Here is a 26,388-nt window from a genome sequence, read left to right as displayed (position 1 = left end):
TCGACGGGCGCCAAGCACGACGTCCAGGCCCTGGGCGCGCTCCTCCGGAAGAAGGCCCCGGACACCCTCCTCGCCGTGGACGCCATCACGGCCCTGGGGGTCTACGATCTCCGCCCGGCCGAATGGGGGATCGACGTGCTGGTGAGCGGCAGCCAGAAGGCCATGATGCTCCCGCCCGGCCTCGCCACCCTGTGGCTGAGCGAGCGCGGCTGGGCGGCCGCGGCGAAGTCCCGCAGCCCGCGCTATTATTTCGATCTGCGCATCGAGCGGAAGGTGCAGGCCAAGAACACGACGGCCTGGACTCCCGCCATCTCCTTGATCGTGGGCCTCAAGGTGGCCCTGGAGATGATGCGGGCGGAGGGGCTCCCGGACATCTTCAAGCGCCACTCCAGGCTGGCGGCGGGCGCCCGGGCCGCCGCCGAGGCGCTGGGGCTCGAGATATTCCCCAAGGACCTGCGCAGCGAGAGCGTCACCGCGATCAAGGTTCCCGAGGGGGTGAACGGCAAGGCCATTCCCGGCCGGATGCAGGACGTCTACGGCGTCACCATCGCCGGGGGGCAGGGGGAGCTCGCGGGCAAGATCTTCCGCATCGGCCACCTGGGCTACGTGGACGAATCCGACATGCTGACGGCCGTGGGCGCGCTGGAGAGCGTCCTGGCCGACCTGGGCCGCCGCGTGGAGCCGGGCGCCGGCGTGGCCGCCGCGCAGAAGGCGTTCCAGTCATGAGCGAGAGCTGCCGGATCCTGATCTCGGACCAGCTTTCCCCGCGGGCGGAGGATATCCTGCGCGCCCAGCCGGACTTCGAGGTCGTCAACAAGCCCGGCATCCCGCGCGGGGAGCTCCTCCGCCTCATGCCCGAGGTGGACGCGCTCCTCGTCCGCAGCGCCACCCAGGTGGACGCGGAGGTGCTGGGGGCGGGCGAGCGGCTCAAGGTGGTGGCGCGGGCGGGCATCGGGGTGGACAACGTGGACCTCGACTGCGCCAGCCGGAAGGGCATCCTCGTCGTGAACGCGCCGGACGGGAACGTCATCACCACGGCCGAGCACACCGTGGCCCTGCTGTTCGCCCTGGCGAGGAAGCTCCCGGCCGCCGTCTCCTCGGTGAAGGGCGGCAAGTGGGAGCGCAACCGCTTCGTCGGGAGCGAGCTCCACGGCAAGACGCTCGGGGTGGTGGGCCTGGGCCGCATCGGTTCCACCGTGGCTCAGCTCGCGCGCGGCATCGGGATGAACGTGATCGCGTACGACCCCTACATTTCCTCGGAGGCCGCGGCCAAGCGCGGGGTGAAGCTCCTGTCCTTCGGCGAGGTGCTCGCCCAGGCGGACTACGTCACCCTCCACGTGCCGAAATCCCCCGAGACCGAGAGCCTCATCGGGACGGAGGAGATCGCCCAGATGAAGAAGGGGGTGCGCATCATCAACTGCGCGCGGGGCGGGCTGGTGGACGAGGCGGCGCTCGCCGCGGCCCTCGATTCGGGCAAGGTGGCGGGGGCGGCGATGGACGTTTACACGAAGGAGCCTCCCGATCCGGGCAACCCGCTGGTCGGGCGCGAGAACGTGGTGTGCACGCCCCACCTCGGCGCCTCCACGGCCGAGGCGCAGGAGAATGTGGCCATCAGCGCGGCGGAGCAGGTGGTGGCCTATCTCACCAAGGGCGTGGTGCGCCACGCGGTCAACCTCCCGGCGCTGGGGCCCGACGTGCTGGAGCGCATCGGCCCCTACCTCCAGCTGGCGGACCGGCTGGGCTATTTCCTCGCCCAGTTGGTGGAGGGGGGCGTCCGGCGGCTCGAGGTGAGCTACGGCGGCGCGCTGGAGGTGCCCATCGGGCCCCTCTCGGCGTCCGCGCTCAAGGGCTTCCTGGGCAAGTTCCTGAGCGGGGCCCGCGTCAACCTCGTGAACGGCCCGCTGCTCGCCAAGGAGCGGGGCATCGAGGTGGTGTCCTCCACCCGGAGCGAGACGGAGAAGTACACCAACTTCATCGAGCTCCGGGCGGCGACGGACGACGGGGAGCGCTCGGCCGGGGGCGCCATCGTGGGGGAGGAGCCCCGCATCGTGCAGATCGACCATTTCAGCGTGGACGTCACGGCGGAGGGCTACAAGCTCGTCTTCACCAACGAGGACCGCCCCGGCATGATCGGCGTCATTGGCACCCTCCTCGGCAGCCACAACATCAACATCGCCGGGATGCAGCTCGGCCGCGCCAAGATGAGCGCGCGCGCCGTGGCCGTCCTCGCCCTCGATGACCCCATCCCGGACGAGGTGATGGAGAAGATCCGCTCCATCCCCAACATCTATGACGCCAAACTCGTCCGCCTCTAATAAGAAGTCCGGGTCCGGCGAGAGCCTGCGGGGAACCGAGCGCATCCTCGCCTACAAGGCGATGCCGGCCGGCTCGAAGGTGTTCCTTCCCGAGCAGGCGCGGCGCAAGCGCCTCCTAGAGGAGCGGCTTCTCGCGGTCTTCGGGCGGTGGGGCTTCAGCGAGATCGTCACGCCGGTCTTCGAGTTCTACGTCCCGAGCCCGGCGGGGGAGGGCCGGGACGCGGAAACCTTCCGCCAGGTGGATCGCGAGTCGGGCGAGCTGCTGGCGCTCCGGGCCGACATGACGCCCCAAATCGCCCGGGTGGCGGGCACCCTCCTGGCCGACCAGCCCCGCCCCCTCCGGCTGTGCTACATGACCAACGTCTTCCGCCACGCGCACGTGGCGGGGCTGCTGCAGCGGGAGTTCTGGCAGGCCGGGGTGGAGCTCATCGGCCTCATCTCGCTCGAGGCCGACGCCGAGACCATCGCCATCGCCGTGGAGTGCCTGCGGACGGCCGGGGTGGAGAACTTCCGGATATCCCTGAGCCACACGGCCTACCTGCGCGGCATCCTGGACGCGCTGGGACTCGAGGGAGCGCGCCGCCGCGAGGTGCTCGACGCCGTCGCGCGCCGGGACGCGGCGGGCCTCGACGCCCTGCTGCGCGGCCTTCCGGGGAAGCGGGAGGACGCCCGGCGGCTCCTCGATCTCCCCTCCCTATTCGGCGGGAAGGAGGTTCTGGACCGGGCGGCGAAGGGAGTGCGGAACGCCTCCTCCCGGCGCGCCCTCCGCGAGCTCGCGCGCGTTCTCCGGCTGCTGGATTTCTACGGGCTGGCCGACCGGGTGCTCCTGGATCTGAGCGATTTCCGGGATTTCGATTATTATACCGGGGTGATCTTCGAGGGCTTCGTCGAGGGTTCGGGCTATCCGATCTGCGGCGGGGGGCGCTATGATCGCCTCCTCGGCCTGTACGGGACCGACGGCCACGGCACGGGCTTCGCCCTGGACCTGGACCAGCTCCTGCGCATCGCGACGTTGAACGGCTCCGAGCCGGGCGGGGCCGACTTCCTGGTGATCGATTTCACCCAGGAGAAGCGCATCGGCGTCACCCTGGCCCGGGATTTGCGCGCGCGGGGCTGGCGCGTGGCCCGGGACATCATCCGCCGCGACCTCGCCGCCTCGCTCGACTACGCCCGGCGCGCGGGGGTCCACCGCTGCGTGGTGGTGGACGCGCAGGAGTCCCGGACCGGCCGCGTGCGGCTGCTGGATTCCTCGGGGAAGGAACTGGACCGGTGCAAGGCCTCCGAGCTGGCGGCCCGCATCGGGGAGCGGGATCGAGAGGAGCGCTCATGAGCGTGGTGGCGGTGCTCGGCGGCCAGTGGGGCGACGAGGGGAAGGGCAAGGTCATCGACTGGCTCGCCGAGCGCGCGGACGTCGTGGCCCGCTACCAGGGAGGCGCCAACGCGGGCCACACGGTGGTCGTGCGGGAGAAGCAGTACGTCCTGCACCTGGTTCCGACCGGGATCCTGCATCCCAACGTCCGCTGCATCATCGGCTCGGGCGTGGTGGTGGACCCGCTCGCCCTGGTCGAGGAGATCCAGTACCTGCGGTCGCAGGGCGTCGAGGTGAACGACAACCTGGCGGTGGGAAAGCGCGCCCACCTCATCATGCCCTACCACAAGGTGCTCGACGCCCACATGGAGGACCTCCTCGGCGTCAACCGCATCGGGACGACCGGCCGGGGCATCGGCCCGGCGTACTCCGACAAGGCCGCCCGCCTCGGGGTGCGCGTCTCGGACCTGCTGGACGAGAAGGTGCTGACCGAGCGCGTCCGGGTGAGCCTGGCCCTCAAGCGGCGCATCCTGGGCGACATCCCGCTGTCGAAGGAGGAGGCGCAGGCCCTCGACGAGGGCTACAACCTGGAGGTGTGCCGGAGGGTGCGCGAGATCCTGGCGCCCCACGTGCGGAACACCGACACCGAGATTCACGCCGCGCTGGAGCAGGGGAAGCGCATCCTGCTCGAGGGCGCCCAGGGCGTTCTCCTCGATCTCGACATGGGCACCTACCCCTACGTCACCTCGAGCAACACCGGGGTGGGCGGGGCCTTGAGCGGGCTGGGCCTGCCCTACGGGAAGCTGACCGCCGTCCTGGGGGTGATGAAGGTGTACTGCACCCGGGTGGGGCAGGGGCCCTTCCCGTCCGAGATCCACGGCGAGGAGGGCGAGCGCCTGCGCTCGGCGGGGGGCGAGTTCGGGGCGACCACCGGCCGCCCCCGGCGCTGCGGCTGGTTCGACGCCGTCGCGGCCCGGCACTGCGTCCAGGTGACCGGCCTGGACGGCCTGGTGATCACCAAGCTCGACATCCTCGACAACCAGAAGACCATCCGGGTCTGCGTGGGCTATGAGCTGGACGGGAAGCGGCTCGGCGCCTTCCCGGCCGAGACGGGCATCCTCGACCGCTGCAGGCCGGTCTATGAGGAATTCCCCGGGTGGCTGAGCGCGACCTCCGGGTGCCGGGACTGGAACGCCCTCCCCCAGGGCGCCCGGAACTACCTGGGGGCCCTGGAGCGCCTGGCCGGGCGCAGAATATGGCTCATCTCCACCGGCCCGGGCCGGGAGGACACCATTGAGATGCGGGACCCCTTCGCCGCCGGGGCTGGAAAGGAGTCCGGGTCTTGAAGAGGGGCACGGCGCGGAGAGGGAATATACGGTGCGGGCTGCTTGTTCTGGCATGGTGCGCGGCCGTCGCCTGGAGCGGCGCCGCCCTGGCCGCCGAGCGCTCGGGCTCCCCGAGCCTGAGGCCCCCGGCGGCCACGCGAACTCCCCCGCCGGCGGAGCGGCCGCCCGCGGACGCCCAGCTCCCGGGCTTCGGGAAGTTCCACGTGGTGCGGATCGACCGGGACGGCATCACCCCCCGCGAAGTCCGCGTCGAGAAGGGGAGCACGGTGATCTGGTTCAACGCGACGCCGGGCTACTCGTCCGTGATCTTCAACGAGGGAGAGACTCTCCTGAAGTCCACGCAGTCGCCCACGCTGTTCTTCCTCGCGCCGGACGGCACCTACGTGAGCGCCGCGTTCGGGCCGGGCGCCTCGGCCAGCACCGCTTTCACCCGCGCGGGGACCTACAACTTCTTCGTCACGGGCCTCCCCCTCGCGGAGCGGAACGCCTTCGCGCGGGTGGTGGTCGAATGATCCGCCGCCGGAATCAGGACGAGCCGTCATGACGGAAAGCGTCTCCCTGGGGCTGGCCTTCGGGGCCGGGCTGCTGAGCTTCCTCTCCCCCTGCGTGCTGCCCCTCTTCCCGAGCTATCTCTCGTACATCACGGGCCTCACCTACGAGGACATCCAGGCGCGCGGCCACACGCCCGGCATCCGGTCGGCCGTGATGCTCAACTCGCTTTTCTTCATCGCCGGCTTCACCGCCGTCTTCGTCGCGCTGGGCGCGAGCTTCTCCTACATCGGGAGGCTCCTCTTCGACTACCAGAACGTCATCCGCATCGCGGGGGGCGTCCTCATCACCATGTTCGGCCTCTACGTCGGGGACCGCGCCGTGGGCTTTAGGCTCCAGCAGAGCCTCCTCAAGCGCCCCGACTGGCTCGTGGGCGGGCTGGCCAGCCTGCTGCTCCTGGCCGGGCTGGCGGGCATCCGGGCGGGATCGCCGACGCTGGGCGGGGTGGCCTCGGCCGCGGCCCTCTACGCGCTGGCGGCCGTCTTCCTCCCCGCCCTCTCCCAGGAGCGGCGGTTCCACATCCGGAGCAAGCCCGCGGGCTGGGCCGGGAGCCTCCTCGTCGGCGTGACCTTCGCCGCCGGCTGGACCCCCTGCGTGGGGCCCATCCTGGGGAGCATCCTCCTCTACGCCGGCACCCAGCAGACGGCCGCGACGGGCATCTTCCTCCTCCTCGCGTACTCCCTCGGGCTGGGCGTCCCCTTCCTGCTGAGCGGCTTGGGGGTGGGCTACTTCTTCCGCTACTACCAGGGCTTCCGCGCCTGGTTCCGCACCATCGAGCTCGGCAGCAGCGCCATGCTCCTCGCCGTGGGCCTTCTCCTCATCTCCAACTACCTCAGCATCCTCTCCTCCTACCTGATCCAGTGGACGGGCTACACGGGGGTGTAAGCGGAATTCGGAAGGTTCTTGAATGGTTCGCCGGCGGCATATCCACCGAGCCCCTACCTCACCTCGAACCCCTCCGCCTCCCCCGTCGCCTCTCCCCGCTCGATCTGGATGTCGTCCACGCGGGCGAGGGTCGGCCCCTTCCAGCACCAGGCGATGAGGGCGTCGAGGGCCCCGGAGGGGCCTTCGGCCGCGAGCTCGACGGCGCCGTCCGGAAGGTTGCGCACCCAGCCGGAGAGGCCCAGGCGGCGGGCCTCCTTCCCGGCGCTTGCCCGGTACCAGACGCCCTGGACGCGGCCCCGGATGACGAGGTGGACCCGCTCGGCCGCCACGGGGGCCTCAGGGGGAGTTTTTCGAGGCGGCCCCGGCGTGGGGGAGGGAAGCGGGCGGGGTCACGGCGAGGCCTCCTGGCCCTGGGCCTCTTGCTCCGCCGCGCGCCGCGCCCTGCGCCGCTCGATGACCCGCCCGATGAGGATGCTGATCTCGAACAGGACCAGCAGGGGGCCCGCGAGCAGGATCTGGTTGAACATGTCGGGCGTGGGCGTCAGGACGGCGCCCATCACGAAGGCGGCGATGACGACGTAGCCCCGGTTCGAGGTGAGGGTCTTGGTCGAGAGCACCCCCATCTGGACGAGGAGGATGACGAGGATGGGCACCTCGAACACCAGGCCGAAGGCCAGCATGAGCTGGAACACGAAGGAGATGTAGTAGCCGATGGAGATCTGGGGCTCGAGGGTGGGGGAGCCGAAGCTCAGGAGGAACTCGAGCCCGAGGGGGAGGACGACGTAATAACAGAAGAAGGCCCCCACGGCGAAGCAGAGGCTCGAGGCGATGACGAACGGCGCCACATAGCGTTTCTCGGTTTCCAGCAGCCCGGGCGAGCAGAACTTCCATACCTGGTGGAACGTCACCGGCAGGCTCAGAAAGAACGCCACGTAGAAGGCCACCTTGAGGTGGGCGAAGAAGGCCTCCGTGGGGGACAGGAAGATCAGCTTGTGCGGGCCGATGGGCCGCTGCGCGAACGCCAGCAGGTAAGCCGAGAAATAATACGTAACGAGGAAGATGATCCCGATCGCCGAGAGGATGACGACGATGCGTTTTCGGAGCTCGGCGAGGTGCTCCGTGAGCGACATGCCCTGGTCTTGGCTCACGCGGGACGGCTCCCTTCGGGCGGTTCCGCCCTCTCCGCGGGCGCGGCGCCCTCCCCGTTCTTCGGGCTCTCACCGGCCGCTCCGGGGGCCTTCGCCTCGGCCTCAGCCGGCCCGGGCGCCCCGGGCCCCTCGGCCCCTTCCCGGTCCTTCGCCGCGTCCTTCTCGCTGACGGGGGCTTGGCCGGCGCGGGGCTCGGTTTCGAACTCCTCCTCCAGATTGAAGCTGCTCTGCAGATCCGAGGCCGTGCGCCGGAGCTCCCGGAGGGTGCGGCCCAGGGTGCGGGCCATCTCGGGCAAGCGCTGGGGCCCGAGAACCAGGAGGGCCACGATGAAAATGACGACCAGTTCGGGAAATCCGATACTTCCGAACAAGGGGGGCTCCCTCTTTCCAGCGGCACCTTGAAAGAGGGGTTATACCAGAAGCCCGGCGGGGGAAAAACCGGCTCCAAGGAGAGGGGATCGGCGATAGTCTTTGAAATATCCTTCGGATTTTGCTAGGATTCCGCCGCCCTGCCCAAAGACAACCTCCGGCCCTGCGGCCTGCGATGGAAAATTCGAGCTTATGGCACACAGCATGCATCGGCTGCAGGACGGGGACGGCAAGCCTCTTCCTTATTCCACGCTGGCCCGGCTTCTCCTCGACGCTGGCGGCCTGAGCGAGAAGCATTCCCAGACCATCCTCGATCCCCTTCTCGAGGCGAGCCCCCTGGCCCGCCGCGACCCCCTAGGGGTGTGGGAGATCCCCGAGACCTGCCTCTCCGGCAACTTCCTGCCTCAGGTCACCTTTGCCGTGGTGGACATCGAAACCACCGGAGGGCGCCCTCCCCAGCACCGGATCACCGAGCTGGCCGCGATCAAGGCGCAGGCCGGGAAGCTGACGGGGAAGTCCTCCGCCCTGGTGAACCCGGGCCGCGAGATTCCCTGGAGCGTGGTTCGCCTTACGGGCATCTCGGACGCCATGGTGGCCGACTGCCCGGACCTGATGGAGGTCCTGCCGGGATTTCTCGATTCCATCGAGGGCTGCGTGTTCGTGGGCCATTGCGCGAACTTCGATCTTCACTTCATCCGCTACTTCGCAGGGGAGTTCCTGGGCAGGGAGTTCAATCCCCCCGTCCTATGCACCTTTAAGCTGGCCCAGCAGCTGCTTCCCCAGGTCGAGCGCTACAACCTGGGCGAGCTGGCGGCCTACCTGGGCATTCCGAACGGGGCCGAGGAACGTCACCGGGCCCTGGGCGACGCGCGGGCGACGGCGGAGATCCTCCTGCGCCTGCTCCGGATGCTGCAGCTCCTCGGGGTGGAGACGCTGGAGGAGACGCTCGCCCGCCAGGAGGCCCCGCAGAAGGAGGCGCCCGCGCTGCTCGAGGGAGCCCTCATCGACCCGGGCGCCGTCGACGCGCTCCCTGCCGAGCGGGGCGTCTTCCGCCTGCTCGACGGCAAGGGCCGCACCGTGTACGCCGGCCGGGCGCCGGACATCCAGCGAGCCGTGCGCGACCTGTTCTTCCCGCGCAGTCGCTCGGCCGCCCGCTTTTCCCAGCGTCTGAGGAGCGTGACGGGAGTCGAGGCGCAGGCCCTCGAGAGCGAGCTCGGCATGAACCTCCGCGCGGCGCGCCTTGCCCGGGACTGCTACATCGTGAACGGGACGGCCGCCGCTGGCGGGGCGGGCTTCCTGAAGGTCGGCACGGCCAGCCGGTTCCCGCGCGTTTACCCGGTGAGCCGGCTCCAGGCCGACGGATGCGCCTATTACGGTCCCTTCCGGAAACAGGCCCACCTGCAGGACCTGGTCGGGGCCATCCACTCGGTGTTCCCTCTGCGGCGGCTGGCGAAGATGCGGGAGGACGAGCCCGCGGCCGAGGAACTTCCGCCTCCGCCCGATCTCTCGCCTCGCCTGTACGGTCAGTTGATTCAAGGCCTTCAGGCGATGCTGGAGGGCCGCCTGGCCGCGGAGGAAGAACAGGGCCTGCTGGGGCTCATCGAGCAGGCCTGGAACGGCAACGGCCCGGCGGCTTCCCGGCTGCGGCGCCAATTCGGGCGCCTGCGCCATCTGATGCACAGCCAGGGCCTCGCCGGCCCCTCGGTCGAGCGGCGGAACCTCGTCATCGTCGAGCCGGGCGAGACGCGCCGCCGGCGGGTGGCGTATTTCGTGCGCCGGGGGCTGCTCGCGGGGGAGATGGAATTCGAGCGATCCTCTCCTCCCGCGGGGGAGTTCGACGCCAAGCTGCGGGAAATTTATTTTTCCGAGGAAGGCGAGCCTTTCGCTCCCTCCAAGGAGCAGATCGAGGAGGCGGCCATCATCGCCGCCTGGCTGCGGCGCGAGCTGATGGACGGCTTCATCCTGGAGATCACGCCCGGCTGCACGGCCGATCAGATCCGCTTCGCCATGCTCAAGAGCCTGCAGGAGCCCCGCGCCGCCGGCACCATCATCTCAGTCTGATTCAATTTCCGGCCTTGCCTTCCCTTCCCGCGCGAAGTGAATCTTCTTGCGCGGGTCCCGGCGCTGTGCTAGCGTTTCGAGGCTTGCCTACTGGCCTTGGTTTCTTTCGCATGACGCGATCCGAAATCACTCCGCGCGCGTGAGGCGCGTTATCCAAACCGGACATTGAATGCGGCCCGGGCGCTGGGGCGTTCGGTTCCGCTTTTCCTCGGCTTTAGCGTTCGTTGTTCGCCGTGCGGCGATGGTCCGATCGCTTTCATATCGATGGCAGACGTGTCATGGCACAGCCGCCCAAGAGGGATTACTGGGACGAGCGCATCGAGTGCATGGGCCGCGACGAACTCGCCGCCCTGCAGCTCGAACGTCTCCAGTGGCAGGTGCGCCGCTGCTACGAGGGCTCCCCCTTCTACCGCGAGCGCCTCGACGCGGCCGGGGTGGGACCCGACGGCATCCGCACCCTCGACGACCTGCGCCGCATCCCCCCCGTCACCAAGCAGGAGCTTCGCTCCGAGCAGGTGGCCCATCCTCCCTTCGGCCGCTACACCGTGGCGCCCCCCGAGGCGTGGGGGGAACTTCATCCCTCCACCGGGACCACCGGCGTGCCCGTCAGCACCATCTGGAACCGGCGGGACGTCGAGCACATCGCCGACTTCACCGCCCGTACCATGTGGAGCTTCGGAGTCCGGCCGGGCGATATCGTGCAGAACGCCTTCAGCTACGGCCTGTGGGTGGCCGGCATGAGCGTCCACTACGCCACCCAGAAGATCGGCTGCTTCGTCATCCCCATCGGCGCGGCCATGACCGACCGCCAGATCTTCTACATGCGGACCATCGGCTCCACCATTCTCCTCAGCACCCCCAGCTACGGCCTCTACATCGGGGAGAAGCTCCGCGAGGCGGGCCTGGGGCCCGGCGATCTCCCGCTCCGCATCGGCGCATTCGGCGGGGAGGCCGGGGCGCAGAACCCGGCCACGCGGGCCCGGCTGGAGTCGGCGCTGGGCGTGGACGCCTACGACTATTTCGGCCTGGGGGAGATCGGCCCCACCTTCGCCAGCGAGTCGGAGGCCAAGTCGGGGCTCATCTGGGCCGAGGACCACCACATCATCGAGGTCCTGGATCCCCAGACCCACAGGCCCGTTCCCGAGGGGCAGGTCGGCATTCTGGTCATCACCCACCTGACCCGGGAAGCCACTCCCATGCTCCGCTACTGGTCCAATGATTTTGCCCTGGTCGACAGCCGGCCCAGCCCCTGCGGGCGCACCCACCTCCGTTCCCCGGGCGGCATCCTGGGGCGGCACGACGACCTCGTCATCTACAAGGGGGCCAAGTTCTACCCCATTCAGGTGGAGGAGGTGGTGCGCAGCTTCCCGGACCTCAGCAACGAGTTCCGGATCGAGCTGCACCCCGACCCGGCGACGGGGCGCGACCTGTGCGTGGTGGTGGCCGAGGCCGCGGCGGGCGAGGCCTCCCCTCAGCTGCTGGAGAAGCTCCGGGAGCGGCTGCGCGACGCGCTGCTCGTGACTCCAGAGGTCAAGATCCTCCCCCAGGGGTCCTTCGAGCGGACGACGTTCAAGGCGAAGCGCTTCGTGGACCTGCGCGAAGCGGCGAAGTAGGCGCGGAGGCAAAGGTGGAAGCGCGATGGCCGGCTTGAGCGGCCTTCTCTTCGTGGGCGCCCTCTCCCCCGGGCGGAGGCACATGCTCGATGGGCTCGAGGAGCTCGGGGTGCGGGTCGAGGCCGCGGCGGAGCCCGGGCGGGCGTGGGAGTGCGTGGAACGCTGCGGCGTGGTGCTGCTGGCGCCGGGCTCTCCGGCGGACATCCCCCTCATCCCGCGCTTCGAGGAGCAGGGGAAGCCCGTGGGCATGGTGCTGCGGGCGGGCGACAAGGGCCTGGCGCCCCACGGCCTGAAGGCGGGCGCGCGCTCGGTGTTCGTGGACGAAGTCCATCCGGAGGAGGTCCTGGGCTTCGTGCGCTCGGTGACGGAGGAGGGCCTGCTGCGCCGCGAGGTGCGCTGGTTGCGGGCCGAGGTGCGCCAGCAGGCGGGCGCGGGGATACTGATCGGGGGCAGCGCCCCCTCCGAGCGGCTCCGGCGGTCCATCCGGGAGGCCGGGCCCCGGCACCGCGCCATCCTCCTGCGCGGGGAGAAGGGAGCCAGCTTCGCCGCCGTGGGCCGTGCCCTCCACGCGCGCCATCCGGGCCAGCGCCACCCGCTTATCCAGTTCCAGGCCCGGCAGCCGGCGTTCGAGAAGGCGCTGGCGCGCCTGGAGAAGGGCAAAGGGTCCGAGGGGGAAATCCTCGAGCTGGGCGGCACGCTTCTCGTCGAGGAGGCGCAGCTCCTCCCGCGGGAGCTCCAGGTCCGCCTCGCCGCCGCGGCGCTGGGCGGCCCCGCCTGCCCGGAGTTCCGACTCATCGTGTGCGAGACGATCGACCCGGAGCGCCTGATCCAGGATTCGCTCATTCCCTCCTTGTGCGACGAGGCGCGGTGCCTGCCGGTGCGCATCCCCACCCTGCGCGAGCGCCGCAAGGACCTGCCGGAGCTGGCGGAGGCCGTCCTGCGGGATTTCGCCGAGCGGTTCGGCCTCGAGCCGCACGTTCTCACTCCGGGCGCGGTGGAGGCGATCCAGGAGCGGCCCTGGTGGGGGAACGAGTCGGAGCTCGAGATGAGCCTTTGCCGGGCCGTTCTTCTCTCCGGAGGGCCGGCCATCTCGGTGGACGCCTTCGCGCCCGACCCCTCCGCGCGCCGCCGGGGCGAGATGGAGGAGTTCTTCCGCGAGCGGCTCGCCCCCATCGTCGGCGTCCTGGGAAAGGGGGGGGGCAGCGACTTCTACGAGCACACCATCCGCAGCGTGGAGAAGCCCCTGCTCGAGCTCGTCCTGCGCGAGAGCGGCGGCAATCAGCTCAAGGCCGCCCAGCTCCTGGGCATGAACCGCAACACCCTCCACCGCAAGCTCCAGGAGCTGAACCTCACTCCTCCGGCGGGCCGCCGGGGGCCGCGCCGGAAGTGACTCCGTGAACGCGCGACCGCCGCTGGCGGCCGTCATCCTCGCGGCGGGCCAGGGCAAGCGCATGGGCTCCCCCCTGGCCAAGGTGCTCCATCCGGTGGGGGGGAGGCCCATGGTCCGCCACGTGGCGGAGAGCGCCCGCGCCGCCGGCGCCTCGTGCATCGTGGTCGTCGTGGGCCACCAGGCCGAGGCAGTCCGCGCCGCGTTCGGCCCGGAGGAAGCGGACATCCGGTTCGCGCTGCAGGCCGAGCAGCTCGGGACGGGGCACGCCGCGGCGGCGGGCCTGGCGGCGCTCGGCCGGAGCGAGGGCGAGGTCCTCCTTCTCTGCGGGGACGTGCCCCTGCTTCGCCCGGACACCCTGCGGGACCTCCTGGAGCGGCGCCGCGAGGCGGGGGCGGCGGCGGCCGTGCTCACCGCGGTGGTGGAGAATCCCGCGGGCTACGGGCGCGTGCTGCGCGCGGCGGGGCCGGAGAGCGCCTTCCTCCGCGTGGTCGAGGACGCCGACGCCACGGAGGAGGAGCGGCGGGCGCGGGAGATCAACACCGGCACCTACGCCTTCGACCTCCCGTATCTCGCGTCCGCGCTGCCCCGCCTCAAGGCCGAGAACCGCCAGGGGGAGTATTACCTGCCGGACGTGCTCATCCTCGCCCTGCGCGAGGGCCTCGCCGTGGTGGCCCATCTGGTCCGGAATGCCGAAGAGGCGCTCGGCGTGAACACGCCCCAGGAACTCAATCGGGCAAATACCTTATGGAAAGCGCGTAAGATTTGATTCCCCCTTTTGAGCCGTCCCAGATTATAATATTCACGCGGATGTGATGTTTTTTTCGCCTTTGCTCAATTGTCGCCAGGAAGGTTCGCCTTGAGAGCGCTCATTCTCGCCGCTGGCCGAGGCGCCGGCCTCTATCCCTTCACCGAAACCCGGCCCAAGGCGATGCTGCCCGTCGCGGGCGGGATGCTCCTCGAGATGGCGCTCCCCAAGCTGCGGGCGGCCGGCGTGAGCGACGTGGTCATGGTGGTGGGGCACTGCGCCCAGAAGATCATGCAACACTTCGGGCAGGGCGCCTCCTTCGGCATGACCATCCAGTACGTCCACCAGAAGGAGCCCTCCGGCATCCGGGAGGCCATCCGGATCGCGCGCGGGCACTTCCAGCCGGGCGAGAGCTTCCTCCTCGTCTACGCCGACGTCCTCACGCCGGGCAACATCTACCGCCACGTCACCCAGACCTTCGGCTCCTTCAACCAGCCCGTCGCCGCTATCTGCCACACGCCCCAGGCGCAGGACTTCGGGACCGTCTACCTGGGAGCCGACATGCAGATCACCCGGCTGGTGGAGAAGCCCACCGAGCGGGAGATGGGGAACTACGTCCTGGCCGGGGTCTTCGTGATGCCCTACCGCCTGTTCGATCTCCTCGAGAAGAAGGAGATGGATGTCGCCCTCAACGATCTCATCGCCACGGACGGCCTGCGGTCGGCCATCTGGGAGGACCCCTGGCTTGATCCAAAGCATCCTTGGGATTTGCTCCGGGGGAACCGCATCGTGATGGACACCTGGCGGGAGGCGGTGGTGGACGGCAGCGTCCAGCTCCGGGGGGCGGTCCAGTTCCGGGGGCCGGTGCGGATCGAGCGCGACGTGGTGATCGAATCGGGCGCGTCCATCTTCGGCCCCTGCTTCATCGGCCAGGGGTCCTTCATCGGGAACGGCGTGCTCGTCCGGCCCTACACGGCCATCGGGGCCGAGGCCATGATCGGCTTCGGCGTCGAGCTCAAGAACTGCGTCCTGCTCGACGGAGTGCACGTGGGGCGGCTCTCTTTCGTCGGCGACAGCGTGATCGGCGAGAGGGTGCGCGTCGGCTCGGGGGTGATGACCCTCAACCAGAACCTCGATCAGGCGCCAATCTGCCTCGGCTTGAAGGAGGATCAAGTGAACTCGATGATGCAGAAGCTCGGCTCCTTCGTCGGAGACGGAAGCCAGATCGGCGCCTCGAACACGCTGGCCGCCGGCACGGTCATCGCGCCGAAGACGGTGGTGCCCAATCACTACACCTATCCGCCGCGCGGAGATTCCTGAGATGTGCGGCATCGCTGGGGTCGCGGGCTCCTCCAACATCGCGCAGCGCCTCTTCCGGGGCATCGCCGCCCTCGAGTACCGGGGCTACGACTCCTGCGGAATGGCGGTGCAGCGCAACGGCAGCCTCGACATCCGGAAGAACATCGGGACGGTCGAGGCGGTCAACCTCCACGAGCGCCTGAGCGACATGAAGGGCCTCGTGGGCATCGCCCACACCCGCTGGGCCACCCACGGCGGGGTGACGCGGGAGAACGCCCATCCCCACTCCGACAACGACGGCCGCATCGCGGTCGTCCACAACGGCATCATCTCCAACTACCGCGACCTGCGGGAGCGCCTGGCAAAGGCGGGCGCCATATTCCGCTCCGAGACCGACACCGAGGTCATCGCCCACCTCATCGCCCACCATCTGCGGCAGGGCGGGGAGTTCGAGCGGGCCTTCGTGGCGGCGCTGCGCGAGCTGGAGGGCACCTTCGCCCTCGCCGTCATCTCGGTGGTGGCGCCGGGAACGATCTTCTGCTGCAAGCGGGAGAGCCCGCTCATCATCGGGCTGGGAGACGACGCCAACTACGTGGGCTCCGACTTCAACGCTTTCATCGAGTACACCCGCCAGGCCGTCATCCTGGACGACGGCGAGTACGCCGTCGTCACCCGGCAGGCGTACGGGGTCAAGAACCTCCAGACGGGGGAGCCCGTCTCGAAGGAGGTGACCGAGATCGAGTGGGACGTCGAGATGGCCCGGCGGGGTGGTTATCCCCACTACATGCTCAAGGAGATCTACGATCAGCCGGCCACCGTCCAGGCGGCGCTGCGGGTCCCCCGCGCGGAGCTGGCCCAAGTCGCCCGGGTCATCCACGGCTCCCATCACGGCTTCCTGTGCGGGGTGGGCACCACCTACTACATGGCCTGCATGGGACAGTACTTCTTCAGCCGCTACGGAGGCCGCTACCTGCCGGCCGTCAGCACGGACGAGTTCCCCCACCTGGCCGAGGTGGACGCGGACGACTCCGTGCTGGCCATCAGCCAGTCGGGCGAGACCTACGACACGCTGTCCGCCATCCGGCACGCGAAGAGCCGGGGCGCCAAGACGGCCGCCATCGTGAACGTCATGGGCTCGAGCCTGGTCCGCGCGGTGGACATCCCCATCCTCCAGGGTTCCGGGCCGGAGATCTGCGTCATCAGCACCAAGGCCGCCATGAGCCAGGCCGTCCTGCTCCTGCTGTGCGCGCTCGAGCTGGGCGCGCTGAACGGGCGCCACCGGGAGGAGGACGTCGTCCGCCTCCGCGGGGAGGTATCGGCCCTCTCCGACCGGATTTCCGAAACCTTGAACGAGCGCGCCGGCTTCCTGCACGCGGCGGCCCACCGGCACCAGCGTATGAAGAACTGGCTCTACCTGGGCCGGAGCATCTATTATCCGGCGGCCCTGGAATGCGCCCTCAAGATGAAGGAGGTCACCTACCTCCACGCCGAGGGTATGAGCGCCGGCTTCCTCAAGCACGGGACCATCTCCCTGATCGACGAGAACATGTACACCATCGTCCTCATGCCCGCGCCCGAGGAGAAGGAGCTCCACGCCCTCACCCGGAGCAGCGCCGAGGAGGTCCGGGCGCGGGGGGGCTTCGTCCTCGGCTTCCGGTTCGAGGGCGACGAGGCCTCCAAGGGCCTCTTCAGCGAGGAGATCGTGCTCCCGCGCGTCTCCTCCCTGCTCGCCCCCTTCCTCCACCTCGTGGCGGGCCAGCTTCTGGCCTACTTCCTCGCCGTGGCCCTCAAGCGGGACGTGGACCGCCCCCGCTCCCTCGCGAAATCCGTGACTGTGGCCTAGTGGCGGTGGAGCGAATGGAGGGGGCGAGGTTCCAGGGCACGGACGGCGTGCGCGGGCTCGCGGCCGGGCCGGATCATCCGCTCCTGCGGGGGGAGGAGGATCCGCGGGCGGCCTTTCTCAAGCTGGGCCTCTTCACCGAGCCCTTCGCCGAGCATTACGCCTACGCCGCCGCGGGCTGGCTGCGCGAGCAGGCGGGCGAGGAGCTCCTCGCGCCCTCGGCCGTCCTCCTGGCTTGGGACCCGCGCGATGCGGAAGGCCGCTTCGCGGGGGCCGTCCTGAGGGGCATCCTCCGTGCCGGGGCCGACGCCCTGGCGGCGGGCGTCCTTCCGACCCCGGCCGCCGCCGCCTACCTGCAGGCGTCCGGGGCGGCGGGGGCCATCCTCCTCACGGCCTCCCATAACCCGGCCGATCAGAACGGCATCAAGCTCCTCCGTTCCCCGGGCGCGCGGAAGCTCCTTCCGGAGGAGGACGACGAGGTGAGCGCCCGCGTCTGGGGCGTCTCCTGGAAGGAGATCGAGGACGCTCCGGAACGGGGGCGGTGCCTGGACGCGGCCGCCGAGGCTCGCGCGTTCTACCTCGGCCACATGGGCCGCCTGCCCAACCGCTGGCTGCGGGAGGGAGATCTCGCGGGCTGGTCGGTGGTGCTGGACGCGGCTCGGGGCGCCTGGAGCGGGTTGGCCCCCGAGGCGGTGGCCCCGGCCGGGCCCCGGGAGCTCCGCGAGGTGAACCGGCTGGGCGAGGGGCCGGTCAACGAGGGAGGCGGCGTCGTCGCCCTCGAGGGAAGGCGCGAGGTCGCGGGCGGAGAGACGGGCCTCATCCAGGCCCACGCGGGGCTGCGGGCGCTCTTCGAGGCCGGCCGCGCGAGAAGGGATGAGCTCCAAGCCGGAAAAGGATTCGCCGCGGGGGGGGTCTTCGACGCCGACGGCGATCGCGCCTACACCCTCGTCTACGATCCCTTCGAGGACGCGGCGCGGGTGCTCGGGGGGGACGAGGCCCTGGTCCTCCAGGCCCGCTTCCTGGCGGCGCAGGGCGAACTGCCGGAGGGGGGGAAGGCGGTGCTCACCATCGAGAGCGACGCGGGCGCCGCCGCCGCTCTGGCCGAGGCGGGCCTGGGCGTGGTCTTCGCTCCGGTGGGGGACAAGTGGATCCTCCGCGCGGCGGAGCGCTGGGGCGACCGGTTCGCCCTGGGAGGCGAAGAGTCGGGCCACACGGTGGTGCCGGGGCTCCTCGCCGACGCGGAGGGGCGGGTGGCGCGCCTCGCCGTGGGGGACGGCCTCAAGAGCTTTCTCAACACCTGCGCCTCTATCCGGTGGCTGGGGGAGGCGAAAGGAGTGAAGGAAGCCTATGCTGTCCTGGCGGAGCCCTTTCCGCGCGGCTACAAGAAGTCGCTGTACGCCTATCACGTGGACCGCTCGCGGTTCGCCCCCGGGAGCGAGGCGTGGGAGGCGGTGGCGGCAGCCGTCTGGGGGGAGATGGAGAAGTCGGCCCCGGACGCTACTGTCCCGCGCTGGAGCCCCCTGGAGGACGATCCGGGCGTCCTGTACTTGATGATGGAGGGCGCCGGAGGCCAGCCCCTCGCCACCATCGCCGTCAGAAACTCCGGGACCGAGAGCCGGATCGGGGTCTCCCTCCGGGGTCCTTCCCGTTGGGAAAAGGCGCTCAAGGAAGCCGGCGAGGCCGCCCTCAAGGAGATCCTGGCGCGGATGAAGGACGCCTCCGACCCCTACGCCCGGGCGGAGGGAGCCCTCCTGCGGAGCCTGGCGCAGGGGCCGAAGGATGCCGGCTCCCTCGACGCTGGGCTCGTCCGGGAGGCCGAGGCGCGGTTCGGGGCCCCAGTCCTCCCCGAGCGTGTCCGCAAGGAGGCCTTGCGGGGCGGGCTCGTCCGGGAGGCAGATGGAGAATGCTCGCTCACCGGCCTGGGCCGCTGGTATCTGGAGACGGGAAAATGTCCATGACGGCTCCAAAGGATTACTTCCTCCGCCTGGCGGAGTTCCCCCACCGCGATCTGTTCGACGGCGTCGCCCACGTGTGGGAGGCGATCCGCGACCTGGAGGCCTGCGTCCAGAGACTGGTGGAGGAGCCGGGCCTCCCTGAGGGGGAGGCCGCAGACCTGAAGGGGCTCCGCGTCGAGGACGGCCTCGTGGCCAGCGAGGGGCTTTTCTTCGCGAAGCGCCGCTTCCGCATCGCACGGGCCGGGGTGCGGATCGAGCCGGGGGTGCGGATCGAACCGGGCGTGGTGGTGAAGGGGCTCTCGGTTCTCTGCGCGGGAGCCGAACTCCGCCACGGGGCCTATCTGCGGGGGAGCTGCCTCATCGGCCCCGACGCCATCGTGGGCCACGCCACCGAGGTCAAGAACAGCCTCTTCCTGAACCACGCCGAGGCGGGCCACTTCGCCTACGTGGGGGACAGCCTCCTCGGCGCCCACGCCAACCTCGGCGCCGGCACCAAGCTCGCCAACCTCCAGCTCCGCACCGAGGAGGAGAAGGCGGGGAAGTCCAAGTCCCGCAGCATCCGCCTCCACGTGGGAGAGGTGACCCTCGACACCGGCCTCCGCAAGTTCGGGGCCGTGGTCGGGGACGACGCCGAGATCGGCTGCAACGCCGTCACCTCGCCCGGCTGCCTCCTGGGCCCGGGCTGCTGGGTGACCCCGAACGCCAACGTCCCGAAGGGCATCTATCCCCCGCGCCACCTCATCCGCTCCCCGGCCTCGCGGGTGGAGGTGGCCCCCCGCTCCCGATGAGGGGAGCGGCCTCCTCCCTCGAAGGGCTCAACCCGCAGCAGCGCGAGGCGGTCCTGGCGCCGCCCGGGGCGAGCCTCGTCCTGGCCGGGGCAGGCTCGGGCAAGACGCGCGTCATCGTCCATCGAATCCTGCGCCTGCTGGAGGAGGGCCTGCGCCCCGAGGAGGTGCTCGCCATCACCTTCACCCAGAAGGCGGCGGGCGAGATGCGCGCCCGCCTGGGCGCGGCCCTGGGCTCCGGGGGTCGGGGGTTGTGGGTGGGCACCTTCCATGCCGTCTGCGCCCGCATCCTGCGGGCCGAGGCGGAGGCAGCGGGGCTCCCGGCCGAATTCGTGGTCTGCTCGCGCGGGGAGTGCCTGACCCTCCTGAAGCGCGAGATGGCCGCCTTGAACGTGAGCCCCGAGCGCTATGCGCCCAAGGCGATCCTCGAGCGCATCGGCTTCCTCAAGACCTCGGGCGCCCCCGCGGCGGAGGCCGGGCTTCCCTTCAGCCTGGACGCCGTGGCCGCGCGGGTGGCCCCCGGCTACGCGCGCGCCCTGCGTGCGGCGGGGGCGGTGGACTTCGACGACCTGCTCTGCCTGCCCATCCGCCTCTTCGAGCGGCATCCCGAGATACGGGAGCGCTACCAGCGGCGCTTCCGCGAGGTGCTCGTGGACGAGTACCAGGACACGAACGCCGTCCAGAGCCGCCGCGTGGCGCGCTTCGCGGGGGGGCACGGGCGGGTGTTCGCCGTGGGGGACGACGACCAGAGCATCTACCGCTGGCGGGGCGCCGAGGTGGAGAACATCCGCCGCTTCGAGAGGGATTTCCCGGGAGCGCGCGTCTTCTGCCTGGAGGAGAACTACCGCTCGAGCCGGCGCATCCTGGCGGTGGCGGGGGCGCTGATGGCCGGGGCGCGGGGGCGGCGGGAAAAAAGACTGTTCACCCAGAACCCTCCGGGCGGCGCCGTGGCCTTCCTCTCCGCGCCGGATCCCCAGGTCGAGGCCCAGATGATCCTCGAGCGCCTGGCCGCGTTCGGGGCGGGGAGCGCCTTCCCCTGGGGCGAGGCGGCCGTCTTCTACCGGACGAACACCCAGTCGCGCCCCCTGGAGGAGGAGGCCCGGCGCCGGGGCATCCCCAGCCAGGTGGTGAAGGGAGTGCGCTTCTTCGACCGGGCCGAGGTGCAGGACCTGGCGGCCTACCTGCGCGTCGTCCTGCGCCCGGGGGATGCCCCCGCCTTCTCGCGCATCGTGAACCGACCTTCCCGGGGGCTCGGGGTGGAGCGCCTCAAGGCCATCTCCGGGGAGGAGAACGCCCTCACCCCGGCCCTGGCGCGCCGGGCGCTGGAGGAGGGCAGGCTGCGCGGCCAGGCCGCCGAAACCCTGGCCGGGCTGCTCCAGGCCCTCGGCTCCCTCTCCGCGCTGCGCCTGGGGCCCGCCGCGCTCCTCAAGCTCATCCTGGAGCGGACGGGCTACCGGGCGTGGCTGAAGGAATCGGCGGAGAAGAGCACATCCTTCGAGCGCCGCCGGGCGGCCGCCCAGGCCCTCGAGGGGGTGGCGGAGTTCGTGGCGGCGGCCGAAGCCTTCGAGGAGCGGGTCCGGGAGGAGGAGGGGATACCGCCGGAGAGCCGGGAGGCGGCGGCGCTCTTCCTGGAGGAGCTGGCGCTGATGGGGGAGGCGGACGAGCTGGAGACGGAGGGCGGCAAGCTCTCCCTCATGACCCTCCACGCGGCGAAGGGCCTGGAGTTCCGGGCGGTGGCCATCGCGGGGGTGCAGGAGGGCCTGCTGCCCCACGGCCGATCCGCCGAGGACGCCGAGAGCCTGGAGGAGGAGCGGCGGCTGCTCTACGTGGGGATGACGCGGGCGAAGGAGCACCTTGTGCTCGCCTGGGCGCGGGAGCGCCGCCCCGAGGGGCCGGAGGCGGGGGGGTCGTGGGCCTCACGCCCCAGCCGCTTCCTGGCCGGGCTGGGGGAGGACCTCCTGGCGCGCGAGGGAGATCATTCCGCGCGGCCCGAGAGGACGCGGGGAGGGGAGAGGGCCGGCTTCCGCTTCTCCCCCTGGCGGGAGGCTCCCGCCCCGCGCCTGGCAACGGCGGCGGAAGGGGAGATATCCGCCCCGCCGCCGGCCGCCCTGGGGCCCTTCCACCCGGGCGCCGAGGTGGAGCACGACAGGTTCGGCCGGGGGAAGATCACGGCCCGGGAGGGTACGGGCGAGCGCACCATCGTCACGGTGAGGTTCGAGCGGGTGGGGGAGAAGAAGCTCGTGCTGGGCTTCGCCAGCCTCCGGCCCGCGAACGGCGGCGTTGACGCCGGGAAGAGCCCGAAGGTATAAGGGGCGCACGAAGGAGGACCGTCTCCAATGGCGATTTCCCGGCAGGATGTCCTTCACGTCTCGCGGCTGGCGCGCCTCCGGCTCTCCGAGGCCGAGGTGGAGAAGTTCACCGCCCAGCTCGGGAACATCCTGGACTACATCTCCAAGCTGAACGAGCTCGACACGCGGGACGTTCCCCCCACCTCCCACGCGCTGGACCTCGCCAATGTATTTCGCGAGGACGAGGTCGCCGACCCGCCCGTCGAGAACCTGGAGGGGATGGCCCCGAGCTTCTACAAGGGCCATTTCCGCGTCCCCAAAGTCATCGAATAGCGCCCGGCCTCCCCCGATGTATTCCTCCCTCGCCGATTTCGTGCAGGCCCTGGAGCGCGCAGGGGAGCTGCGCCGGGTGAAGGTGCCGGTGGCGGTCGAGCTCGAGATCAGCGAGATCGCCGACCGCTGCGTGAAGGATGGCGGCCCCGCGCTCCTGTTCGAGCGCCCGGTCGCGCCGGACGGGAAGGAGTACTCCATCCCGGTCCTCATCAACGCCTACGCCTCCGACAAGCGGATGCACCTGGCGCTGGGCGTGGACAGCATGGACGCGGTGGCCGAGGAGATCGCCGAGCTCCTCGAGATCAAGCCTCCCGAGGGGCTGATCGAGAAAGTGAAGATGCTGCCCAAGCTGGCGCGCATGGCTTCCTTCTCGCCCAGGGCGGTGAGTTCCGCCCCCTGCCAGGAGGTGATCGAAACCGGGCGGCCCGATCTCTTCTCCATCCCCGCGATCAAGTGCTGGCCCGGGGACGGAGGCCGCTACATCACCTTCGGCCACATCTACTCGCGCAACCCCCGCACCGGCCGCCGCAACGTGGGCCTCTACCGCGTGCAGCTCTTCGACGAGAAGACGGCCGGGATGCACATGCACCTCCACCACGACGGGGCGCAGAACTTCCTGGAGAGTACCAAGCTGGGACGACGGATGGAGATGGCCATCGCCCTGGGGGGCGATCCGGTGCTCCTCTACGCGGCGAGCGCGCCGCTCCCCCCGGGGATCGACGAGATGAACCTGGCCGGCTTCCTCCGGCGGCGGAGCGTCGAGATGGTGAGGTGCCGGACGGTGAACGTCGAGGTCCCGGCGGACTCCGACATCGTGGTGGAGGGCTACCTCGATCCGGGCGAGCTGCGGCGCGAGGGGCCCTTCGGGGACCACACCGGCTGGTACTCCCTCGCGGACGATTATCCCGTCTTCCACGTCACGGCCATCACCCGGCGGCGGAGCCCCATCTATCCCACCACCATCGTCGGCAAGCCCCCGATGGAGGACTACTGGCTGGGGAAGGCCACGGGGCGCGTCTTCCTGCCCCTGATGAAGATGCAGCTCCCCGAGATCGTGGACGTGCACATGCCCCCCGAGGGAGTGTTCCACAACATGGTCATCGTCTCCATCCGCAAGTCCTACCCCTACCACGCGCGGAAGGTGATGTACGCCCTGTGGGGGATGGGGCAGATGGCGCTGGCCAAGGTGATCGTCATCGTGGACGAGGACGTGGACGTCCACAACGTGAGCGAGGTGGCCTGGAAGGTGCTCGGGAGCATCGACCCGCGGCGCGACCTCGTCTTCGTGGACGGCCCCGTGGACGCGCTGGAGCACGCCTCGTTCCTCCCCCACGTGGGCAGCAAGGTGGGGGTGGATGGCACCAAGAAGTGGGCCTCGGAGGGCTTCGCGCGGGAGTGGCCGGGCGAGATCGTGATGAGTGAGGAGATTCGGGAGCGGGTGGCCCGGCGCTGGCGGGAGTACGGCCTTGGCGGCTGATCGCGCAGGAGGGGGAGTGCCGGCAAGCCTAGGCATGTTCCTCCGGATGGTGAAGTTCGAGCACACCGTCTTCGGCCTGCCCTTCGTCCTGATGGGCGGGGTGCTCGCGGCGGGGGGGCTTCCCACCGCCCGGACTCTCTTCTGGATGGTGATGGCGGCGGCCGGCGCCCGGAACTTCGCCATGACCCTCAACCGCTTCGCCGACCGCGACATCGACCCCAAGAACCCCCGCACCCAGGACCGCGCCGAGTTCCAGGGGCTCCTGGCCTCGGGGCGGGTGTGGGGGATGATGGCCGCCTTCCTCGGACTCTTCCTCCTCTCGGCCTGGATGCTGAATCCGCTGGCCTTCGCCCTCTCGTTCGTGGTCGTGGGCGCGACCGTCTTCTACAGCTACTCCAAGCGCTTCACCTCCTGGACCCATCTCTTCCTGGGCTTCGTGCTGGGCTGCGCCCCGGCGGGAGCCTGGGTGGCGGTGCGCGGGGAGCTGGGCTGGGCGCCCGTCCTCCTCTTCGCCGGGGTGACGCTCTGGGTCGGGGGCTTCGACATCATCTACGCCTGCCTGGACGTGGAGTTCGACAAGGCGGAGGGCCTCCACTCCCTGCCCCGGCGGCTGGGCCCGGGGCCCGCCCTGGCCCTCTCGGCGCTGGCCCACGCGGGGACCGTCGCCTGCTTCGCCGCGGCGGGCTGGCGGCTCGGCCTGGGGCTTCTCTACTGGCTGGGGCTGGCGGGGGCGGCGGGGCTCCTGGCCTGGGAGCACTGGATCGTCCGCCCGGACGACCTGCGCCGGGTGAACCTTTCCTTCTTCAACCTGAACGCGTGGGTTTCGGTGATCGTCTCGGCGGGCGCCATCCTGGACGTTTTCCTTCCGGTGGGCTGACGTGGCCGCGCGCATCGAACGCCGGGCGGTCCAGCGGATGTTCTCGGACATCGCCCCCACCTACGACCTCCTGAACCGCCTCCTGAGCCTGGGGATCGACCGCGGCTGGCGCCAGGCGGGGGCGCGCATCCTGATCGAGGCCGTGGAGGGCAGGGAGCGGGGCCTCCTCCTCGATCTCGCGGCCGGCACGGCGGACGTGGCCCTGGAGGTGCGGCGCCAGCTCGGCCCCCGCGCCCGGGTGCGCCTCCTGGGGGCGGATTTCGCTTATCCCATGCTCGTCCGGGCGAAGGAGAAGGCGGCGCGCCGGGGGGCGGACATCCGCCTCCTCCAGGCTGACGCCCTGGCGCTGCCCCTGCGCTCCGGCGCCCTCGACGGCCTCATCATCGCCTTCGGCCTCCGGAACCTGGAGGACCGCCGGGCGGGGCTCGCCGAGATGGCGCGCGCCCTGCGCCCGGGGGGGAGGCTGGTGATCCTCGAGTTCGGAAGGCCCGCCGGCCTCTTCGGGGCGGTCTTCCATTTCTATTTCCGGTTCCTCCTCCCGGCCGCGGGGCGCCTCGTCTCGGGCCACCCGACCGCCTACCGCTACCTCCCCGAGACGGTGGGGGAGTTCCCCTCCCCGGAGGCGCTCTCGGCGATGATCCGGGCGGCGGGCTTTGGGAAGGTATCGGCCAAGCCCCTCACGGGGGGGATCGTCCAGCTCCACAGCGGGGTGCGCCTCCCGGATGGGGCCGCGCGGTGAGCGATTTCCTGCCCCTGGCCGTGGTGGGGGCCCACCTGAGCGGGATGTCGCTGAACGGGGAGCTCGCCCGGCTGGGGGCGTGCCTCCTCAGGGCCTGCCGCACGGCGCCCCGCTACCGGCTCTTCGCCCTGCCGGGTGGGCCGCCCCTCCGCCCGGGCCTATTGCGGGTCGGGGAAGGGGAGGGCGCGGCCGTCGAGGTCGAGGTGTGGGAGATTCCCCGCGCCGCCTTCGGCGCCTTCATGGACGGGGTCAAGCCCCCTCTCGCGATCGGAACGTTCATGCTCGAGGACGGCTCGGAGGTCAAGGGCTTCGTCTGCGAGCCCTATGGGATCGAGGACGCCGAGGACATCACCCGCTTCGGGGGGTGGCGGGCCTACATCCGATCCAGGGGATGAGCCGGAGGGATCAGCGCGAGGCGACGAGCCGATCGTGGGCGAGGAGGGGGAGGTCCTCCGGGTAGCGGAGGCGCTCCGCGTCCTCGGGCAGGCCCGCCTCCCCGGCTCGGAGGGAGACGGCCCACCCTTCCGCCAGGGCGGGCGGCGCGGCGTCCAGCCGGCCCAGGATCTTCTCCAGACAAGCTCTCGCGCCCTCGCGCCCGGTGCTCGGCGCGACCAGCAGGAACTCCCCCTCCGACCACCGCCCGAGGATATCTCCCTCGCGCACCCCCAGCAGGAGGAAGCGCCCCAGGGAGCGGACGGCGCCGGCCGGGAGCTCGCGCATCTCCTCGAGTCCCCTCCACCACGTCGCCCGGAAGAGCGCGCACGCGAGCGGCCCCCCGTAGCGCCGCGCGCGGGCGAAGGCCTCGGTGAGGAAATGGACGAGGTGGAGGCGGTTGTAGAGGCCGCTCTCCGCGTCGATCAGGTTCACCCAGGCGGGTGAGGTCCCGCAGTGCATCCCGTCCCCCTCCCCTCGGCGGGTGAATGAATCGTCCGGAGCGGCCGGGTCTCCCAGCCGCGGGAGAATAAGTGCAATCCACGTGCCGGGAAAAACCGGGTGGCGGGTTTGGTTTCGGGCGTGAAGGCGGGGAAAACTGACAATTTGTCCGGAAAAAAATTCCCGGCGCCG

General features: G+C 70.6%; 24 protein-coding genes. 20 read left to right on the top strand and 4 right to left on the bottom strand.

What is annotated here, in order from left to right; all coding sequences use genetic code 11:
• From HYZ11_03645 to HYZ11_03620, 6 genes are all read left to right on the top strand, one after another.
• Positions 1 to 726, top strand: a 726-nt coding sequence (locus tag HYZ11_03645; protein ID MBI3126680.1) for an alanine--glyoxylate aminotransferase family protein, incomplete at its 5' end; no start/stop codon positions are given.
• Positions 723 to 2,315, top strand: a complete 1,593-nt coding sequence (locus HYZ11_03640; protein MBI3126679.1) for a phosphoglycerate dehydrogenase — start codon at positions 723 to 725, stop codon at positions 2,313 to 2,315. The genes HYZ11_03645 and HYZ11_03640, both read left to right, overlap by 4 nt.
• Positions 2,290 to 3,645, top strand: coding sequence for an ATP phosphoribosyltransferase regulatory subunit (gene hisZ, locus HYZ11_03635; GenBank protein MBI3126678.1), 1,356 nt, complete (start codon positions 2,290 to 2,292; stop codon positions 3,643 to 3,645). Before HYZ11_03640 ends, hisZ begins: the two co-directional genes overlap by 26 nt.
• Complete coding sequence (locus tag HYZ11_03630; GenBank protein ID MBI3126677.1) at positions 3,642 to 4,970, top strand: adenylosuccinate synthase; 1,329 nt, start codon at positions 3,642 to 3,644, stop codon at positions 4,968 to 4,970. The genes hisZ and HYZ11_03630 overlap by 4 nt, the downstream gene beginning before the upstream one ends.
• A complete protein-coding gene (locus HYZ11_03625) occupies positions 4,967 to 5,482 on the top strand; it encodes a hypothetical protein (protein MBI3126676.1) in 516 nt (171 codons plus the stop codon). Before HYZ11_03630 ends, HYZ11_03625 begins: the two co-directional genes overlap by 4 nt.
• Positions 5,483 to 5,510: 28 nt before the next feature.
• On the top strand, positions 5,511 to 6,404 hold the full coding sequence (locus HYZ11_03620) for a cytochrome c biogenesis protein CcdA (GenBank protein MBI3126675.1): 894 nt from the start codon (positions 5,511 to 5,513) through the stop codon (positions 6,402 to 6,404).
• Between the two features lie 53 nt (positions 6,405 to 6,457).
• Here HYZ11_03620 and HYZ11_03615 read toward each other — a convergent pair whose 3' ends face one another.
• Genes HYZ11_03615 through tatB form a run of 3 tightly spaced genes read right to left on the bottom strand, consistent with a single transcriptional unit; the run spans position 6,458 to position 7,923 of the window.
• Complete coding sequence (locus tag HYZ11_03615; GenBank protein MBI3126674.1) at positions 6,458 to 6,733, bottom strand: acylphosphatase; 276 nt, start codon at positions 6,731 to 6,733, stop codon at positions 6,458 to 6,460.
• Between the two features lie 60 nt (positions 6,734 to 6,793).
• Positions 6,794 to 7,552, bottom strand: coding sequence for a twin-arginine translocase subunit TatC (gene tatC, locus HYZ11_03610; protein ID MBI3126673.1), 759 nt, complete (start codon positions 7,550 to 7,552; stop codon positions 6,794 to 6,796).
• The gene (gene tatB, locus HYZ11_03605; GenBank protein MBI3126672.1) at positions 7,549 to 7,923 is read right to left on the bottom strand and encodes a twin-arginine translocase subunit TatB; all 375 of its coding nucleotides are present in this window, start codon (positions 7,921 to 7,923) and stop codon (positions 7,549 to 7,551) included. The genes tatC and tatB overlap by 4 nt, the downstream gene beginning before the upstream one ends.
• A gap of 190 nt (positions 7,924 to 8,113) precedes the next feature.
• On the opposite strand from tatB, the gene HYZ11_03600 reads away from it, so the two are divergent.
• From HYZ11_03600 to HYZ11_03535, 14 genes are all read left to right on the top strand, one after another.
• Positions 8,114 to 9,982, top strand: coding sequence for a hypothetical protein (locus HYZ11_03600; protein MBI3126671.1), 1,869 nt, complete (start codon positions 8,114 to 8,116; stop codon positions 9,980 to 9,982).
• A 278-nt stretch (positions 9,983 to 10,260) separates the two neighbouring features.
• Positions 10,261 to 11,595: a phenylacetate--CoA ligase family protein gene (locus tag HYZ11_03595; protein MBI3126670.1), complete on the top strand. Its 1,335-nt coding sequence runs from the start codon at positions 10,261 to 10,263 to the stop codon at positions 11,593 to 11,595.
• 25 nt (positions 11,596 to 11,620) lie between these two features.
• Entirely contained in the window at positions 11,621 to 12,985 is a 1,365-nt protein-coding gene (locus tag HYZ11_03590) for a sigma-54-dependent Fis family transcriptional regulator (GenBank protein MBI3126669.1), read from the top strand.
• 4 nt (positions 12,986 to 12,989) lie between these two features.
• A complete protein-coding gene (locus HYZ11_03585; GenBank protein MBI3126668.1) occupies positions 12,990 to 13,751 on the top strand; it encodes an NTP transferase domain-containing protein in 762 nt (253 codons plus the stop codon).
• Positions 13,752 to 13,841: 90 nt separating this feature from the next.
• Positions 13,842 to 15,050, top strand: coding sequence for an NTP transferase domain-containing protein (locus tag HYZ11_03580; protein ID MBI3126667.1), 1,209 nt, complete (start codon positions 13,842 to 13,844; stop codon positions 15,048 to 15,050).
• 1 nt (position 15,051) lies between these two features.
• Entirely contained in the window at positions 15,052 to 16,872 is a 1,821-nt protein-coding gene (gene glmS / locus HYZ11_03575; GenBank protein MBI3126666.1) for a glutamine--fructose-6-phosphate transaminase (isomerizing), read from the top strand.
• The gene (locus tag HYZ11_03570; GenBank protein MBI3126665.1) at positions 16,872 to 18,827 is read left to right on the top strand and encodes a hypothetical protein; all 1,956 of its coding nucleotides are present in this window, start codon (positions 16,872 to 16,874) and stop codon (positions 18,825 to 18,827) included. Before glmS ends, HYZ11_03570 begins: the two co-directional genes overlap by 1 nt.
• Positions 18,824 to 19,612, top strand: coding sequence for a hypothetical protein (locus HYZ11_03565; GenBank protein MBI3126664.1), 789 nt, complete (start codon positions 18,824 to 18,826; stop codon positions 19,610 to 19,612). The genes HYZ11_03570 and HYZ11_03565 overlap by 4 nt, the downstream gene beginning before the upstream one ends.
• Positions 19,609 to 21,918: a UvrD-helicase domain-containing protein gene (locus tag HYZ11_03560; GenBank protein ID MBI3126663.1), complete on the top strand. Its 2,310-nt coding sequence runs from the start codon at positions 19,609 to 19,611 to the stop codon at positions 21,916 to 21,918. The genes HYZ11_03565 and HYZ11_03560 overlap by 4 nt, the downstream gene beginning before the upstream one ends.
• 27 nt (positions 21,919 to 21,945) lie before the next feature.
• Positions 21,946 to 22,230: an Asp-tRNA(Asn)/Glu-tRNA(Gln) amidotransferase subunit GatC gene (gene gatC / locus HYZ11_03555; GenBank protein MBI3126662.1), complete on the top strand. Its 285-nt coding sequence runs from the start codon at positions 21,946 to 21,948 to the stop codon at positions 22,228 to 22,230.
• A gap of 16 nt (positions 22,231 to 22,246) precedes the next feature.
• Positions 22,247 to 23,707, top strand: coding sequence for a menaquinone biosynthesis decarboxylase (locus HYZ11_03550; protein MBI3126661.1), 1,461 nt, complete (start codon positions 22,247 to 22,249; stop codon positions 23,705 to 23,707).
• 16 nt (positions 23,708 to 23,723) lie between these two features.
• Positions 23,724 to 24,584, top strand: coding sequence for a UbiA family prenyltransferase (locus tag HYZ11_03545; protein ID MBI3126660.1), 861 nt, complete (start codon positions 23,724 to 23,726; stop codon positions 24,582 to 24,584).
• 1 nt (position 24,585) lies between these two features.
• Entirely contained in the window at positions 24,586 to 25,323 is a 738-nt protein-coding gene (locus HYZ11_03540; protein ID MBI3126659.1) for a ubiquinone/menaquinone biosynthesis methyltransferase, read from the top strand.
• Entirely contained in the window at positions 25,320 to 25,718 is a 399-nt protein-coding gene (locus HYZ11_03535) for a hypothetical protein (protein MBI3126658.1), read from the top strand. Before HYZ11_03540 ends, HYZ11_03535 begins: the two co-directional genes overlap by 4 nt.
• A 10-nt stretch (positions 25,719 to 25,728) precedes the next feature.
• On the opposite strand, the gene HYZ11_03530 is transcribed toward HYZ11_03535, so the two are convergent.
• On the bottom strand, positions 25,729 to 26,217 hold the full coding sequence (locus HYZ11_03530; GenBank protein MBI3126657.1) for a diguanylate cyclase: 489 nt from the start codon (positions 26,215 to 26,217) through the stop codon (positions 25,729 to 25,731).
• Between the last annotated feature and the right edge of the window lie 171 nt (positions 26,218 to 26,388).

It is taken from the genome of Candidatus Tectomicrobia bacterium (genome assembly GCA_016192135.1).
Classification (GTDB): Bacteria; UBA8248; UBA8248; order UBA8248; family UBA8248; genus 2-12-FULL-69-37.
Note: the sequence above shows the minus strand (reverse complement) of the source record. Positions and strands in the feature narration are given on the sequence as shown.